The sequence below is a fragment of the Rhizobium sp. BK275 genome (assembly GCF_014193555.1).
GTDB lineage: Bacteria > Pseudomonadota > Alphaproteobacteria > Rhizobiales > Rhizobiaceae > Rhizobium.
Genome location: NZ_JACHZL010000005.1, coordinates 175,246 through 190,711, shown reverse-complemented (window position 1 = coordinate 190,711; position 15,466 = coordinate 175,246). Strand labels below are relative to the sequence as shown.

The window sequence follows — 15,466 nt, the reverse complement described above, 5'->3', positions numbered from 1 at the left end:
TTGACCGCAAGGCTGGCCCGCCAGTCAGCCTTGCCTACCAGCCAGCCTTGCCCACCCCTTGGGGCGCCGCTGATGCCGTCGAGTTCACGCCGGTTCCTCTTCCAGTATTTTTACCGGCCGGTCCCACTGGATGAGCACGACACAGCCCGTATCGCTCCATACCGAATGTTCGGTACCCGGTGCATTGACGATGTAACTGCCGCGGCCGTAATCGCCCGCTTCATCGGATTGGACGCCGTCAAGCACAAGGATCGTTTCCAGCCCCTCATGGCGATGGCGGGGAACGCTGGCGCCGGCCTCGTATTTCAGCAGTGCGACGCCTGGCTGATCGCCTTCGAAGCGGCGGATCCAATGGATGGTGACCTCGTCGCGGAAGGGGCCGAATTCCAGATCCTTCCAGCCGCCGGATGTCAGCAATTCGCGGGTCGTTTCAGGCATGAGCGATGCTTTCCAGGATATCGTCGACACGGGCCGTCCAGCCGACGATCGCGCCCTGGGCACGGATCATGGCGATGGCGGCCGCCTTGAATTCGGGGAAATAACTCTCTGTCGCCTCCTCGGCGAGCAGGCATTCATAGCCGCGGTCATTCGCCTCCCGCATGGTCGTCTGCACGCAGACTTCGGTCGTCACACCGGCGAAGACAAGCTGCTTGATACCTTTGTGCTGCAGCACTTCGCCGAGATCGGTGGCATAGAAAGCGCCCTTGCCTGGCTTTTCGATGACCACTTCGCCCTTGACCGGCGCAAGCTCCGGCAGGATCGCCGTGCCGGGTTCGCCCGAGATCAGGATCCGGCCCATGGGGCCTTCATCGCCGATCCGGAGCGTCGGGTTGCCGCGATCGCGTTTTGCCGACGGCAGGTCCGAGAGGTCGGGCCTATGACATTCCATCGTATGGATGACCGGCAGGCCGGCATTGCGGAAGCCCTGGATGAGGCGTTTGACATCGGGCACGATCCTGGTGATGCGACTGACATCATTGCCGAGGCTGGCGCCGAAGCCGCCAGGCTCGGCGAAGTCGCGCTGCATGTCGATGATGATGAGGGCGAGCCGGTCGTGCTTCACCGGAAAGGCGAAGGGTTCTGCCTTGATCTCCGCCATCAGTGGTGTCCCGCCATGTGGGCGCCGATGACGCTGATATCGGCGGAAAGGGCCGGGGTCTCGTAGACCAGCCTGCCCTCGGAAATCACCATGATGCGGTCCGACATTTCGAGCAGCTCGTCGAGGTCTTCAGAGAGCAGCAGCACGGCCGTACCGGAATTACGCGCCCTCATGATGCGGGCGCGGATTTCGGCGACGGCCGAGAAGTCGAGGCCGAAACAGGGATTCGAAACGATCAGCAGATCCACTTCGCCGGTCAGCTCGCGGGCCAGAACGGCGCGCTGCACATTGCCGCCCGAAAGAGCTGCGATCGGCGATGAGGAGGAGGCTGTCTTCACCTTGAAGTCGGAAATCAGCGCTATGGCGCGTTTCTTCATCTTGCCCTTGTTCAGCCAGATCGCGTCCTTGCCGTCGGCCTTCAGATCGAAGGTCCGGAAGGCGAGGTTCTCGCTGACTGTCATGCGCGGGGCGCAGGCATTCTGCAGCGGCTCTTCAGGGATGAAGCGGACATTGTTCTTGCGGGTCTCCGGACGTGTCGCGCCATAGATCTCGCCGTTGACGCTAACACGACCGGTATCCGTCGGCCGCTGTCCTGCAAGGATTTCCGTCAGCTCCTTCTGGCCGTTGCCCGATATGCCGGCGATGCCGACGATCTCGCCCGAGCGGACCGTGAGATTGTCGATCTCGATGGTCTTGAGGCCTGAGCGGTCCGGTGCTTTGACTTGCTCGACGGTCAGGACCGGCTTGGCGCTCTCGGAAACCGGAACGCGGGTGTCGAGTTCAGCGAGCTTGACGTCGCCTATCATCATTGCCGCCATATCGGCGGTGGAGAGCTCGCCGACCTTGCCGGTGCCGACCAGCTTGCCGCGCCGCAGGATCGACACGGCATCGGCGAATTTCGTCACCTCGTGGAATTTGTGGGAGATCATCAGCACGGTCAACTCGCCGCGCTCGGTCATGCCACGCACGAGGCCGAGCATTTCATCGGCTTCGGCGGGCGTCAGCACCGAGGTCGGCTCGTCGAGCACCAGGAAGGAACGACCGAGATAGAGCTGCTTGACGATCTCCAGTTTCTGCTTTTCGCCGGCGGCAAGCTCGCTCACCGGACGATCAAGCGGGATCTTGAACGGCATGCGCTCCATGAAGGTCGCAAGGTCTTTCCGCTCTTTCGCCCAGTTGATGATCGCCGGGACTTCCGCACGGCTGATGACGAGGTTTTCAGCACCCGTCAGCGACGGGACCAGCGTGAAGTGCTGGTAAACCATGCCGAGGCCATAGGTCGCTGCATCCTTGGGTGAAGCGACCGCCACTTCGCGGCCGTCGACGGAAAGCGAGCCCGATGTCGCGTGGTAGAAGCCCATGATACATTTGACGAGTGTCGATTTGCCAGCGCCGTTTTCGCCGAGCAGAGCATGAAAGCTGCCCGAAGGCACCTTGATCGAGACGTGGTCGAGCGCGGTGAAGCTGCCGAAGCGCATCGTCATGTCGATCGTGTCGATGCCGACGGCTTTGCCGGCTTGCGGGAGGGGAGTGTCGCGGACGGTGCTCATGGCAGCTGGCTCACAAGCGTTTCGGAGTTGGAAACGGAGCCGAAGACGCCGCCCTGCATCTTCACCATCTTGATGGCTGCGAGGTGGTTACCATAATCGGTCGCGCCGCAGCAGTCCTCCAAGAGCAGGCACTCGAAGCCGCGGTCGTTCGCCTCGCGCATGGTGGTGGAAACGCAGACATCGGTGGTGATACCGGTGAGGATGATGTTCTCGATACGCTTCTGGTTGAGGATCAATTCCAGATCGGTGGCACAGAAGGAGCCCTTGCCGGGTTTGTCGATGATCGTCTCACCCTCGATCGGGTAGAGTTCGGGAATGATGTCCCAGCCGGGTTCGCCGCGGGTCAGGATGCGCCCACAAGGCCCGGGATCGCCGATACCAGCGCCAACGCGCTGCGAGCGCCAGCGCTTATTGGCTGGCAGGTCGGCGAGATCGGGACGATGGCCCTCGCGGGTGTGAATGATGGGGTAGCCCTTGGTGCGCATGGCGGCCAGCACCTTCTTGATCGGCTCGATGGGTGCCTGGACCAGTGACAGGTCGTAGCCCATGTGGTCGACATACCCGCCTTTGCCGCAGAAATCCGTCTGCATGTCGATGATGATGAGGGCGGTATTGTCCGGCCGCAGGGCGCCGTTATAGGGCCAGGCATAGGGATCGGCGTCAATATAATGTCCTTTGCTCTCGACCATGGCGTCCATCGTCTTCTTCTCCTATTCACCCGCGAGTTTGAATGTTTCGCCGTAGCGGCGCGTCGGCGTGTCGAAGCCACAGGACGTACCGTCCGTGACCTTCACCTGATCCTCCCAGGGGAGGCGGTATTTGCCGGCGATGAGGTCGTGCATATAGGTGTAGGGCGCATCATCAGCGCCGCCGGCCACGGCGACATAGCCGCGGTGGCCGAACTGGTAGATGTTGTTTTCGACACCCCAGCCGAGGCGGGCTTCGCGCACGAGATCGGGGCGGACTTCGGCGGTGATAATCTCATTGACGCGGCCCGATGTTCCGTGAGCGATGATCGAGCCGTCGAAATTGCAGATCATGCCTTCGCCCATCGAGTCGAAGGTGCCGTCCGAGCCGCACATGCAGACGCTCGCCGTGACCATGAGGTTGCAGAAGGCGTTCGACTGGTTGGTGAATTTCCAGCTCTCACGGATTGGCGCCGTATAACCTGCGGTGCGGATCATGATCTCCGCACCCTTATAGGCGCATTCGCGCGCCATCTCCGGGAACATGCCGTCATGGCAGATGATGAGCGCCAGCTTTGCGCCCTTCGGCCCGTCGATGACGGGAATGCCGAAATTGCCTGGTTCCCAGGGCTCTACCGGCACCCAAGGGTGCATCTTGCGGTAATAGAGCTTCAGCTCGCCCTTGTCGTCGATGATGACACCCGAGTTGTAGGGCATACCATCGGGGTTCAACTCCATGATCGAGAAGCAGCCCCAGATCGCGTTCTCCCTGCACGCCTTCTTGAATGCTGCGACCTCCGGTCCGTCGAGCGTGCACATGATCTCGGGATTGATGTCCATCGACAGGCCATGCAGGGCATATTCCGGGAAAACGACGAGGTCCATGCCCGGCTGATTGCGCCGCGCCTTGCCGACGAGATCGACGATCACCTGCGTCTGGCGGGCGAGGTCTTCCCTCGTGACGGTGACGGGAAGCTGCAGCTGCACGAGACCGATGCCGACGCCATGTTCCGATTTATTCAATCCGCCGAGGCCATTCATGGTTTGGCTCCTTTCATGCTCATTTCGTTCGGGCTCATTTCGTCAGGGAGAGCGCGCCGGGCGCACCGGCGAGCGAGCGTGTCGGCGACGAGGTCGCGATCATGATGACCAGGGTCAGCACGTAAGGGGCGGCGTAGAAGAGGTAATAACCCTGGGTCACGCCGACCGATTGCAGCGCCGGGCCGAGTGCGCCGGCCCCCCCGAAGAGAAGAGCGGCAAGAAAGCAGCCGATCGGGTTCCAGCGGGCGAAGATGACGAGTGCTACAGCCATCAGGCCCTGGCCGGAGGAAATGCCCTCGTTCCAGGAGCCGGGATAATAGAGCGAGAGATAGGCGCCGCCGATCGCCGCCAGCGAGCCGCCGACGGCGGTGGCAAGCAGCCGCACGCGATCCGGATCGATGCCCATGGCGCGCGCGGCATCGGTACTGTCGCCGACGACCCGCAGGATCAGGCCGACACGGGTGTTGCGAAAGGCCCACCAGAGGATGAAGGCGAGAGCAGCACCGAGGATGAAGAGCACGTTGATATTCAGCGCTGCCTGGATCTGCGGCATGCTAGACCAGAAACCCAGCGGGATTGCCGGCAGATGCGGAGCGGCAGGCTGGATGAAGGACTTGCCGAGGAAGAAGGCAAGGCCGAGGCCGAACTGCATCATGGCGATGCCGATCGCGATATCGTTGACCTTCGGCCATTTGCAGATCCAGCCATGGACAAGGCCGAAGACCGCGCCTGTCGCCATGGCCGCCAGCACGCCGAGCCAGGGCGAATTGGCCATGACGGCAACGGCGTAGGCCGTCATGGCACCGAAGACGAGTGTGCCCTCGAGCCCGAGATTGATGCGGCCGGAACGTTCGGTGATCGTCTCGCCGAGGCTAACGAAGATGAAGGGTGTGGAAACGCGAATGGCGCCCGCGAGGATGGCGAGGGGGACGCCCCAGATGCCGATGCCTGTCTCTTCCATCAGAGGCTCCTTTTCCAGAGGTCGGGATTGAAGATCCTGAAGCGGCCGTAGAAGGTCTCGCAGAAGAGGATGACGATGAAGAGCGTTCCCTGCAGCACCAGCACGGTGGCATCGGGCAGGCCCATGCGGCGCTGGATGAGGCCGCCCGAGGCATCGATCCCGCCAAGCAGGATTGCGACCGGGATGATCGCCAGCGGATTGTGGCGGGCGAGGAAAGCGACGAGGATGCCGGTATAGCCGTATCCTGCGGCCAGCGAGGCATTGGCGCTGCCCTGGACGGCGGCAACCTCGATCATGCCCGCAAGCCCTGCAAAACTGCCGGCAATCGCCGTGAATCCGACAATGAGCCTGCCGACCGGCAGGCCCTGAATCTGGGCGGCGCGCACATTGCCACCGGCGATGCGGGCAGCAAAACCGTAGCTTGTCACTTCGATCAGGATCCAGGAGGCGATGCAGGCGACGGTGCCGATGAGGAGGCCCCAATGCACGTCCATGCCGGGGATATTGCCGAGCATGTATTCTGGTTGCAGCGGCCTGGTCGAAGGCTTGTTGAGGCTTGCCGGATCACGCAGCGGCCCTTCGACGAACTGGTTCATCAGGGCGATGGCGATATAGGAAAGCAGCAGCGACGAGATCGTCTCGTTGACACCGCGGTAGTGGCGTAGGAAACCGGCAAGGCCGATCCAGATGCCACCGATGACCATAGCGGCAAGCCCCATGAGAATGAGGGTCGGGAAGACAGGGGCGAAGCCGGCAAGCGGCATGGCCATCGCCGCGGCGGCAACGCCGCCCAGCACGACCGCTCCTTCCCCGCCGATGATGACGAGGCCGAGGCGGGCGGGCAGGGCGACGCAGAGTGCCGTCAGGAGAAGGGGTGCGGCACGACTTAAGCAGTTCTGCATCGAAAACCAGCTGCCGAAGCCGCCGGTGTACATGAGCTGGAAAAGTACTGCTGGCGATTTGCCGATCGCCAGGATGAAAAGAGAGAAGAGCGCAAGACCGATCAGGATGGCCGCAAGGCCGATGACGATGGGTTCCGCCCGCCGCGCGATCCATTCGAGGATGGGACGGAGCGAAGCCGGTTTTTCTGAAATAACTGATATTGCGGGATCATTGGCCTGAACAGTCATGGCGCTTCTCCCTTCGCGGTTACGCCGTGGACCCGACGACGCCCTCAACCAGATAATTCATGCTTTCGAGCTCGATCGCGTCTTCGGCGTAGTTCTTGTCGGCGGTTACGACCGTGTTGCCCTTGTTGTCCTTCAGCGGACCCTTGAAGACCGAGAAGCCGCCCTTCATCATCTCCGCCTGCGTGGCTTCGAAAGCCTTGCGGCCTTCGGCGGAAACACCGGGGCCGAGCGCGCTCATCTTCACGAAGCCGTCCTTCAGCCCGCCGCGCACGAAATTGCCGAGCTTCTCGCCGGCCTGCGCCTTCTTGACGAAATCGCTGTAGACGTTGCCCCAGGCCCATTCGGCGCCGGTGAGATATTTTTCGGGGGCAAGCGGGCTCTGGTTGGCGTGATAGCCGCAGACGAAAGCACCGCGGCCGGCGGCCGTCTCGACGACGACTTTGGGGCTGTCGACGTGGCAGGTGATGACATCGGCGCCCTGATCGATCAGCGCGTTGGTGGCTTCGGCCTCCTTGACGGCAAGCGACCATTCACCGGTGAAGATGACTTGGCAGGTGATACCAGGATCGACCGTGCGGGCGCCGAGCAGGAAAGCGTTGATGTTCTGCAGAACCTGCGGGATCGGCTTGGCGGCGACAAAGCCGATCTTCTTGCTCTTCGTTGCATGGCCGGCGGCTATGCCGTTCAGATACTGGCCCTGGAAGATATAACCGAAATAGGAGCCGGTATTGGGCGGGTTCTTGCCCTCCTGCCAGAGGCCGCCGCAATGGCGAAACTGGATATCGGGGTACTTCGCGGCTATCGCCAGCATATGCGGGTCGAAATAGCCGAAGGAGGTGGGAAAGAGCAGGGTCGCGCCATCGAGGTTGATCATCGATTCCATCGTTTTCTGGACGTCGACAGTCTCGGGGACATTCTCTTCTTCGACGACGGTGACACCCGGCAGTGCCTTCACGGCAGCCGCACCTTCGGCATGCGACTGGTTGTAGCCGTAGTCGTCCTTGGGGCCGACATAGATGAAACCGACGGTGAGCGCGGTCTGCCCAAGCGCGCGCGATGAGAGGAGGCCCGGAGTAGCGCCGACAAAAGCGGTGGCAGCAGAAGCCTGGAGGAAATGGCGGCGGTTCATGGAAAGGAGTTTGGTCATCGGAATGCTCCCCTTGCGGCGGTTTCGCCGGCTCAATTGGTTACAGAAAAGTGTATGCAATGACCGTGCCAAGTTTTATCTGATTGATTTTCCTGTAAATATTTAAGGATGCTTGAAGATATGTAAAAAGTGTATGCATTTTTAAGCTCAATAAGATCAAAATCTGTGCATCGTCTATAAATTAATCCGATTTTGACATCACGACATACATGCCTCTGTAGAGCCAGTTGCTGAATGGTAGATTCTCTTATTTAAAACAATATATTATTGCTAATATTTGACTTTGATTCGTAGGCGATGCATGTGTATGCAGCAGGTAATAGGCAGGATCGTACCTTGAGGCAGGTCAGGCGCAGAGAGATCATCCGGGCAGGAACGACCGTCGAGCAGATGGTGCGGGCAATTGCCGACATGATCGTGACCGGGCAGATGCTGCCGGGTGACAAGCTTGACGAAATCTCGCTTGCTGCCCGTTTCGAGGTGTCGCGTACACCGGTACGCGAGGCACTTCGTGAGCTTGGAGCGATGGGGCTTGTCGACCGGGAACCCAACCGCAGCGCTGTCGTCACCACCGTGACCGAGTCCTATCTGCACTCGATGTTCGAGGCTATGGCGGAACTTGAAGGGGTCTGCGCGCGGCTTGCCGCCGAACGGATGACGGTTGACGAGCGGCGCATGCTGGAAATGGAACACCGTGCTTCCGCTCGCCTTGTGCATCAGGGTGCGAAAGAGGACTACGCCGTCCACAATACCGAGTTCCACACGCGGCTCTATCGCGGTGCGCATAACGAGCATATCTATGAACTGGTAACCCAGAGCCGGGCCAGGCTTGCGCCGTTCCGTCGTGCGCAGTTCCGGCTGCCGGGTCGGCTCGCGAAATCCTATGACGAGCACGACATGATCGTGACCGCGATCATGCGAGCAGATGGCGCAGCCGCTGCAAAGGCGGCCTATTCGCATGTGGAAATCGTCAGCGATGCCAGCGTCGTCTTTGCGTCCGCGAGAGAAAAATAGCTGCCACGGCCGGCATGGCTGTGCAAAGTGGCAATCCTCAGCCGCAACGTCCGGAACTGCAGATCATCAGACGCAGATGATCAAATCCCCGGTTATGAGGATACTGCGGAATTGACAGCATCCGGACTACGCCATAAGCCGAATTGTGACCAGCAATTGAAGAGGCAGTATAGTGTCGATCTGGATTGGACGAGTTCTGTCAGCGGCGGTCGTCGTTCTGCTTCTCGCTGATGCGGCCACTAATCTTTTTGCACCCGATTTCATAAGGGCGGAAATGGAAGCGACCGGTTTCCCCGTCAATCTGGCCTCGGCGCTCGGTATTATCATCGCGATCTGCGCGATCCTCTATGCCGTTCCGAAAACAGCCTTCCTTGGTGCAATACTGATAACCGGTTTTCTCGGCGGCGCGATCTGCACGCACTTCCGCCTGGGCGAGTTTTTTACGCCTCCACAGATCGTCAGCCTTCTTCTCGGCATTGCCGCTTGGGGTGGCCTGTATCTGCGCGATCCGAGACTGCGCCAGTTGATGCCGCTGAATATGGTTTGAGCGCGTAGGGATCTCGTCCCGGAGTATGAAAGCGGCGGGCAATCGCCCTGTCCTTGTTCAAGAACAGGCGCGCGCGTTCGCAATCTGTGACCACGACGATAGCTATGCTTACCGGCTGCATTTTTTCCCGCAGGAAATCGGCGGCTGGGTTCTTCAGACTCTCAGCCGCCGACAGAGCCTCCGTCCGTCGGACAATCCAGTCCCATCAAGTAAAAAGCTCGCCCTCGTGTGAGGGCGAGCCAAAACCATCTACAGGAGTGGAGCTCTGTATCGATGGGTGAGGCCGATCCGGCAGGGAACCGGACCGACCTCTTTCTTCTGAATTGGAGGTCACCAAACCAGAAGCTCGTGATGAAAAACCCCGAGATGCGATCCCGGGGTCTTCAATATTCAGATTAGAACGCACGCTGCAGACGGAAGTAACCCGTCGTGGTGTCGTCGCCATCTTCCGGATCCAGCCACTGGACGGAAGCCTTGGCGTAGAAGTTTTCGACGATCTGGTAGTCAACCGTCAAACCGGCCTTCCAGGCATCGCCGAGACCGTCGAAGTTCTCCGGAACATCCGTGCCGCCGCCGAAGTAGTTGCCGTAGTACTGAACGCCGGGGGTGATCTTCAGCTTGTCCGTTGCCTTGATGGCGTATTCGCCAGCAACTGCCCATTCAGCCGACGAGTAGTAGGAGTTCGGGCCGCTGGAGTAGACAACAGCGAGGCCGAGCGTGCCCGGGCCGAGTTCAGCCGTACCCATAGCGCGGATTGCGCCGTCTTCGTTGTCGAAGTCCCAGCCGCCGGTGACCTGGTAGCTGAAGGCGCCGGCCGTACCGCCGATGCCGAAGGCAACGCCGACGTTGTTCGGACCATCGTCCGGAGTGAAGACGGTGGTGCCATCGGCGGCGGTAGCAAAGGTGCCCTGGTAGACGCCGTCTTCCAGTTCGTCGACGCTGAGGCCAGCGTAGAAGGTACCGGTTTCGTACTGATAACGGATCGAGTTATGCAGCGTTACGACGGAACCGATGTCGTCCGTTTCGCCGGAGAGACCATCGTCCCACCAGGAGTAGAAGAGACCAGCGCGGAAGCCCGCGACGTCGAGGTAAGCGGAGTCGAGGATCGTGTCCTGGTCCGTTGCGTTGTCGGCGTTGGCCTGGAAAACGATCACGCCGGTGAGCGGGCCGTATTCGGTGTCGCTCTTGGCCGTGAACTGAACCTGACCGCGGGTTACAGCATCCCAGCTGGAGTCGTTGGTGGCGGGGGTGCCGCCGGCGTTCGGGCCGACGTTAACCTGGAAACGGATGTAGCCTTCGATCTTCAGGCAGGTTTCCGTGCCCGGGATGTAGAAGTAGCCGGTGCCGTAAGCGTCGCAGACGCGAACGTATTCAACCGGTTCCGGCTCGGCAGCAACGATTGCGTCTGCTGCGAATGCCGGTGCAGCGATGAGGGCCGCTGCGGAACCAAGCAACATCATACGAATGTTCATGGAAAGCCAATCTCCTAAGTTCGAGTGCGTTCCACGAAAGAACGTCCCCTCCAATTAAAGCCCGATCAATTCGGTAAGGCCTAAAATAACCGAAAGACGGGAGGGCTCAACATTGAATGCTCTCATTTTACAGAGAATTCTAACTAAACCGCCATGTGTGTGACAGAAGTACAACACTCCTTGGGCGGGTATTAACGAGAGGTAAAGTAGAGTGGCGAAATATCGCTATTTTAGTACGACTTACCCGGATTGGCCGAGCGCGAATGGGTTACAGGTGGTTGTCGCCTGAATGCTGAATCTATCGAATATCCTGCTGCTGCGAGCCTGTATTTGCCCATCTGCACGGGCTGCCGTGAGAAAATGCGGCTGGAAAATAGGCATTAGCTGGCAGGCGGCGCCGCCATTCGACCCTGCCGCAATTCGATTCTGAGCGATGATTCGCGGCCGCCGAGGCAAGCCTCGCCAAAACATACCCGACTCCAAAGGAGGCGCTTCTGTTTCGCGTCTAGGAAACTCAAACCTGCGCTCGCCGCGCTTCCGGATCGGGGATCGGAACGGCAGCCATCAGGGCCTTCGTGTAATCCTCTGCCGGATTTTCGAAGATTTGGCGGCGGGTGCCGGTTTCGACGATCCTGCCGCTGCGCATGACGGCAACCTTATGGGACATGCGTTCGACGACTGCCATGTCATGCGAGACGAAGAGGTAGGAGAGCCCCATGCTTTCCTGCAGTTCCAGCATGAGGTCGAGCACGCGGGCGCGGACGGACACGTCGAGTGCGGCAACGCTTTCGTCGGCGACGATCAGCTTCGGCTCGAGCGCAAGGGCGCGGGCAATGCAGATGCGCTGGCGCTGGCCACCGGAGAATTCATGCGGATAGCGCGTGGCGGCATCCGCCGTCAGGCCGACGCGGCGCAGGAGTTCCGCGACCCTGTCGCGCCGCTCGGATTTACTGGCGATGCCATGAATGACCAATGGTTCGGCGATTGCGGTCCCGACCGCCATGCGCGGGTCGAGCGAGGCATAGGGGTCCTGAAAGATCATCTGCGCAGTGCGGCGTATCGGCTGCATTGCGCGATGGCTGAGGCCTGCAATATTGCGGCCGTCGATGATCACATCGCCCGTGAAGGGGATGAGGCCGAGTACAGCCTTGCCGGTCGTCGATTTTCCCGATCCGCTTTCGCCGACGAGGCCAAGCGTTTCGCCCGGCAGGATATCGAAGGAGACGTCGCTAACGGCCGCAGCCGGCGCCTTGCCCTTGAAGAGAAGGCTTGCCGCACTGCCATAGGTGACGTTGAGGCCACGCACATTCAGGACCGGGGTGTGGTCAGGATGCAGGGTTTCGACGTTGCGTGACGTGATGCGCGGCGGACTATCCGTGCCGGCAAAAGCACCAAGGCGCGGCACGGCCGAGAGCAGTTGCTGCGTATAGGTCTGGCGCGGTGCGCGAAAAATAGCGATTGCCAGGCCTTGCTCGACGATGCCGCCATTCTGCATGATGATGACGCGGTCGGCCATCTCGGCGACGACGCCCATGTCATGGGTGATCAGGATAATCGAGGTGCCGAATTCCGACTTTAGCTCGCGCATGAGTTTGAGGATCTGCGCCTGCACCGTCACGTCGAGCGCCGTCGTCGGCTCATCGGCGATCAGCACCTTGGGACGGCAGGACAGCGCCATAGCGATCATCACGCGCTGACGCATGCCGCCCGAGAGCTCATGTGGATATTGCTTCAGCCGCCGGGCCGGATCAGTGATCTGAACGGCATCGAGCATCCGCAGCGCGGTCGCCTCGGCATTCTCGCTGCCCTGATGTTCGCGGATCGCTTCCGTCAACTGCGCGCCGATCGACATGACAGGGTTGAGCGACGTCATCGGTTCCTGGAAGACCATGGCGATATCGCCGCCGCGCACGCTGCGCATGGCCCGGTCGGAAAGTTTCAGCAGATCGCGCTCGCCGAGCACGATGTTGCCGGAGGAAACCTGGAGCGAGGTCTTCGGCAGCAATCCCATGATCGACAGCGACGTCACCGACTTGCCCGAGCCGGATTCTCCGGCCAGGCAGAGTGTTTCGCCGCCGGCGAGATCGAAGCTGATATCTTTGAGAACCGGTTTGCGTCCATCAGGCGTTCGCGCATCGACGTTGAGATTGCGAACGCTGAGGATAGGCGCGGCGGGCATGGCTTCGATCACGCGAATACGATCCTCGGGAAGTAGAAGGAAACGACCCAGTTCGGCATGTCGACGATTTCGCTGATGCGCAGATCGCCGCAGACCGAGCAGAGCAGATAGGCGTCCACTGCGCTCATCCCGTGCTCCGCCGTCAGAAGATCGATCATACGCATCACGCTTTCACGCGCGCTTGTCATCAAATCCGGGCCGATGCCGGTGGTGACTTCGTAGCCGGCGCCGTCGAGATGGCGGGTGACAGGTTCTGTCGTCGTAAAGCGAGGCGTCTGCAGGCGTGCATCCTTGACGAGCTCGATCGTTGCCTCGACATTCATCTGGCTTTCGATCGCCGTACCGCAGACCTCGCCGTCACCCTGAGCGGCGTGTGTGTCGCCGATGGAAAAAAGCGCGCCCTCAACCTCGATCGGTAGATAAAGAGTGACGCCGGCGGTCAGGTCACGGATATCCATGTTGCCGCCGACGCGGCGCGGCGGCACGACGGAATGCGTGCCGGGCTCGGCAGGGGCAACGCCGATGGTGCCGGCAAAGGGCTTCAGCGGCACACGGCCGCCGGGGCCGTAGAGGGCTGGTGTCATGCTGTTGGCGTCATAGGACCAGACATGCAGCGCCGGATCCTTGAACTGGTCGGCGAGCAGGCCGAAACCCGGAATATTGGCCGTCCAGCCGGTGCCCGAGGGAATGAATTTGCGCAGCGTCACTTTCAGCGCATCACCGGGCTGCGCCCCCTCCACATAGATCGGGCCGGAAACCGGATTGATCTTGTCGAAATCCAGATTGTTCAGCGTATCCAGCGTTGCATCGCCGCCGAGCTGGCCACCGGAGGAATCCAGGCATTCGAAATGAATGGTCTCGCCGGGTTTGGCGACGACGGCGGGTGCGAAATCCTTGTTCCAGCCGAAATTATGCTGGGCGCGGTGAATGGTGTGGGTGCAGGCAATGCACATAAGGTGTCTCCCTCGATTTTATGATGCCTTCCCGGCGGCCGGGAAGGCATTGTTTCCTTAAGGTTTATTGCTTCACATAGATCGCGTCGTAATTGATGACGCGCGTCGGATCGATATAGATATTGTCAGCACCGCCCATTCGCAGCGACTTGGCAACGACGCGACGTTCATTGATGACGGGAACCCACGGCGCATCGGCCATGATATCGGTGAAGACCTTGCCCCAGGCAGCGGTGCGTTCTGCGGACTTTGCCGGATCGGACATGGAGTCGGCCGCTACAGCACGCTTGTCGAGATCGGCGTTGCAGTACCAGGACCAGTTCCAACCGCCCTGAACCGCGCCGGCGCAACCAAGGATCGGGCCGTAGAAGTTCGACGGATCCGGGAAGTCGGCAATCCAGGCCATGCCGCCCGACCAGATCATCGGCGCCTCGCCTTCTGTGCCGCCGGCCGAGATGACATTGGCCTGTGCGAGAGCACGAATTTCGGCCTTGACGCCGATGGCGGCGAGATCCTGCTGGATCGCCTGGGCGATACGCGGCTGCGGATCAGTGTTGGTCGAGTAGAGCACCGTTTCGAAGCCATCCGGGAAGCCTGCTTCCGCGAGCAATGCCTTGGCCTTGGCAACATCATAGGCATAGCCGGTGAAGGACTTGTCGTAGCCCGGCATCAGCGGCGGCAGCGGCTGGTTGGCAGGTGTGGCGCGGCCGTTCAGGATGCGGGTGATGCGTTCCTTATTGATGGCCATATTGACGGCCTGGCGCACCTTCACATTGTCGAAAGGCTTCACCTTGGTGTTCAGAGTGATGTAGCCGGTGTGAAGCTGTTCGCCGTCGACGATCATCTGCGGGCCGTCGGCAGAGTTCTTGATTTCCAGGAATTTCGCTGGCGGGATGCCGTCGCCAGCGATATCGACTTCACCCTTCTGCAGGCGCAGCAGCGCGACCAGCGGCTCCTGGCCCACTTCGACCTTGAAGCTGTCGATATGCGGCATGTCCTTGACGAAGTAATCCTTGTTGCGCTCGAAAACGAGCTGCTGGCCGATCGTCCAGTCTTTCAAGATAAAAGTGCCGGAGCCAACAGGCTTTTTGCCGAAATCGCCGCCGGCGGCATCGACGGCTTCCTTCGGCACGACCGATGCGAAGTTGATGGCGAGAACATGTAGAAAGGTTGCGTCCGGACGCGACAGGTGGAAGATCACCGTGCCGTCATCGGGCGTTTCGATGCCCGAGAGTGTCTCGGCCTTGCCGCCTGTCTCATCATCGAAGCCCTTGATAGCGCCGAAGAAGCCTGCACCCGGTCCCTGGGTCTTCGGATTGACGGCCCGTTCGATCGAATATTTCACGTCCGAAGCGACAACTTCGCGACCGTTCGAAAACTTCACGCCCTTGCGCAGCTTGAACGTATAGGTGAGGCCGTCAGGCGAAACGGTAAAGCTCTCGGCAAGCGAGGGAACGAGGTTCGGCGTACCCGGCTCGTAGTCCATCAGGCGGGAATAGAGGCTCTTGATCATCGACCAGTTGACCCAGTCATAGCCGATGGCCGGGTCGAGCGTGGTGATGTCGTCTTTATAGGTAACGACAATATCGCCGCCCTGCTTGGGCGTTTCCTGTGCCGTGGCGGCGAGCGGCGCGAGCGCCACCATCGTTGCCATGGTTGTGTGTCGAAGCCAGCGTTTGAACATTAG

General features: G+C 60.5%; 14 protein-coding genes. 2 read left to right on the top strand and 12 right to left on the bottom strand.

The window, feature by feature from the left end:
• Positions 1–84 precede the first annotated feature (84 nt).
• From FHT82_RS17280 to FHT82_RS17245, 8 genes are read right to left on the bottom strand one after another with little or no spacing between them, the layout of a single operon-like run.
• Positions 85–438: a cupin domain-containing protein gene (locus FHT82_RS17280; RefSeq protein WP_183733283.1), complete on the bottom strand. Its 354-nt coding sequence runs from the start codon at positions 436–438 to the stop codon at positions 85–87.
• On the bottom strand, positions 431–1,099 hold the full coding sequence (locus FHT82_RS17275) for a cysteine hydrolase (protein ID WP_183733280.1): 669 nt from the start codon (positions 1,097–1,099) through the stop codon (positions 431–433). The genes FHT82_RS17280 and FHT82_RS17275 overlap by 8 nt, the downstream gene beginning before the upstream one ends.
• Positions 1,099–2,649: an ABC transporter ATP-binding protein gene (locus tag FHT82_RS17270; RefSeq protein ID WP_183733277.1), complete on the bottom strand. Its 1,551-nt coding sequence runs from the start codon at positions 2,647–2,649 to the stop codon at positions 1,099–1,101. The genes FHT82_RS17275 and FHT82_RS17270 overlap by 1 nt, the downstream gene beginning before the upstream one ends.
• On the bottom strand, positions 2,646–3,347 hold the full coding sequence (locus FHT82_RS17265; protein ID WP_183733274.1) for an isochorismatase family cysteine hydrolase: 702 nt from the start codon (positions 3,345–3,347) through the stop codon (positions 2,646–2,648). Before FHT82_RS17265 ends, FHT82_RS17270 begins: the two co-directional genes overlap by 4 nt.
• Positions 3,348–3,359: 12 nt before the next feature.
• Positions 3,360–4,376, bottom strand: a complete 1,017-nt coding sequence (locus tag FHT82_RS17260) for a formamidase (protein WP_183733271.1) — start codon at positions 4,374–4,376, stop codon at positions 3,360–3,362.
• A 34-nt stretch (positions 4,377–4,410) separates the two neighbouring features.
• Entirely contained in the window at positions 4,411–5,337 is a 927-nt protein-coding gene (locus FHT82_RS17255; protein ID WP_183733268.1) for an ABC transporter permease, read from the bottom strand.
• Positions 5,337–6,467: an ABC transporter permease gene (locus FHT82_RS17250; RefSeq protein WP_183733265.1), complete on the bottom strand. Its 1,131-nt coding sequence runs from the start codon at positions 6,465–6,467 to the stop codon at positions 5,337–5,339. The genes FHT82_RS17255 and FHT82_RS17250 overlap by 1 nt, the downstream gene beginning before the upstream one ends.
• 19 nt (positions 6,468–6,486) lie before the next feature.
• Positions 6,487–7,614 (bottom strand): BMP family ABC transporter substrate-binding protein, encoded by a 1,128-nt coding sequence (locus tag FHT82_RS17245; RefSeq protein ID WP_183733262.1) that lies wholly within the window; start codon positions 7,612–7,614, stop codon positions 6,487–6,489.
• Between the two features lie 390 nt (positions 7,615–8,004).
• Between FHT82_RS17245 and FHT82_RS17240 the strand changes: the two genes are divergently transcribed.
• Positions 8,005–8,628 (top strand): GntR family transcriptional regulator, encoded by a 624-nt coding sequence (locus FHT82_RS17240; RefSeq protein WP_246698168.1) that lies wholly within the window; start codon positions 8,005–8,007, stop codon positions 8,626–8,628.
• Positions 8,629–8,800: 172 nt separating this feature from the next.
• On the top strand, positions 8,801–9,175 hold the full coding sequence (locus FHT82_RS17235) for a DoxX family protein (RefSeq protein WP_183733246.1): 375 nt from the start codon (positions 8,801–8,803) through the stop codon (positions 9,173–9,175).
• A 395-nt stretch (positions 9,176–9,570) separates the two neighbouring features.
• Here FHT82_RS17235 and FHT82_RS17230 read toward each other — a convergent pair whose 3' ends face one another.
• From FHT82_RS17230 to FHT82_RS17215, 4 genes are all read right to left on the bottom strand, one after another.
• Entirely contained in the window at positions 9,571–10,647 is a 1,077-nt protein-coding gene (locus tag FHT82_RS17230) for a porin (RefSeq protein ID WP_183733243.1), read from the bottom strand.
• A gap of 514 nt (positions 10,648–11,161) precedes the next feature.
• Entirely contained in the window at positions 11,162–12,838 is a 1,677-nt protein-coding gene (locus FHT82_RS17225) for an ABC transporter ATP-binding protein (RefSeq protein ID WP_183733240.1), read from the bottom strand.
• The gene (locus FHT82_RS17220) at positions 12,835–13,779 is read right to left on the bottom strand and encodes an acetamidase/formamidase family protein (protein WP_183733237.1); all 945 of its coding nucleotides are present in this window, start codon (positions 13,777–13,779) and stop codon (positions 12,835–12,837) included. Before FHT82_RS17220 ends, FHT82_RS17225 begins: the two co-directional genes overlap by 4 nt.
• A 64-nt stretch (positions 13,780–13,843) precedes the next feature.
• The gene (locus tag FHT82_RS17215) at positions 13,844–15,463 is read right to left on the bottom strand and encodes an ABC transporter substrate-binding protein (RefSeq protein WP_183733234.1); all 1,620 of its coding nucleotides are present in this window, start codon (positions 15,461–15,463) and stop codon (positions 13,844–13,846) included.
• Positions 15,464–15,466 lie beyond the last annotated feature (3 nt).

Excerpts from the sequence above, each read along its gene's own strand:
- FHT82_RS17230 (WP_183733243.1), bottom strand. The coding sequence starts at position 10,647 with ATGAACATTCGTATGATGTTGCTTGGTTCCGCAGCGGCCCTCATCGCT.
- FHT82_RS17255 (WP_183733268.1), bottom strand. The coding sequence starts at position 5,337 with ATGGAAGAGACAGGCATCGGCATCTGGGGCGTCCCCCTCGCCATCCTC.
- FHT82_RS17265 (WP_183733274.1), bottom strand. The coding sequence starts at position 3,347 with ATGGACGCCATGGTCGAGAGCAAAGGACATTATATTGACGCCGATCCC.
- FHT82_RS17275 (WP_183733280.1), bottom strand. The coding sequence starts at position 1,099 with ATGGCGGAGATCAAGGCAGAACCCTTCGCCTTTCCGGTGAAGCACGAC.
- FHT82_RS17215 (WP_183733234.1), bottom strand. The coding sequence starts at position 15,463 with ATGTTCAAACGCTGGCTTCGACACACAACCATGGCAACGATGGTGGCG.
- FHT82_RS17250 (WP_183733265.1), bottom strand. The coding sequence starts at position 6,467 with ATGACTGTTCAGGCCAATGATCCCGCAATATCAGTTATTTCAGAAAAA.
- FHT82_RS17260 (WP_183733271.1), bottom strand. The coding sequence starts at position 4,376 with ATGAATGGCCTCGGCGGATTGAATAAATCGGAACATGGCGTCGGCATC.
- FHT82_RS17220 (WP_183733237.1), bottom strand. The coding sequence starts at position 13,779 with ATGTGCATTGCCTGCACCCACACCATTCACCGCGCCCAGCATAATTTC.
- FHT82_RS17280 (WP_183733283.1), bottom strand. The coding sequence starts at position 438 with ATGCCTGAAACGACCCGCGAATTGCTGACATCCGGCGGCTGGAAGGAT.
- FHT82_RS17240 (WP_246698168.1), top strand. The coding sequence starts at position 8,005 with ATGGTGCGGGCAATTGCCGACATGATCGTGACCGGGCAGATGCTGCCG.
- FHT82_RS17270 (WP_183733277.1), bottom strand. The coding sequence starts at position 2,649 with ATGAGCACCGTCCGCGACACTCCCCTCCCGCAAGCCGGCAAAGCCGTC.
- FHT82_RS17245 (WP_183733262.1), bottom strand. The coding sequence starts at position 7,614 with ATGACCAAACTCCTTTCCATGAACCGCCGCCATTTCCTCCAGGCTTCT.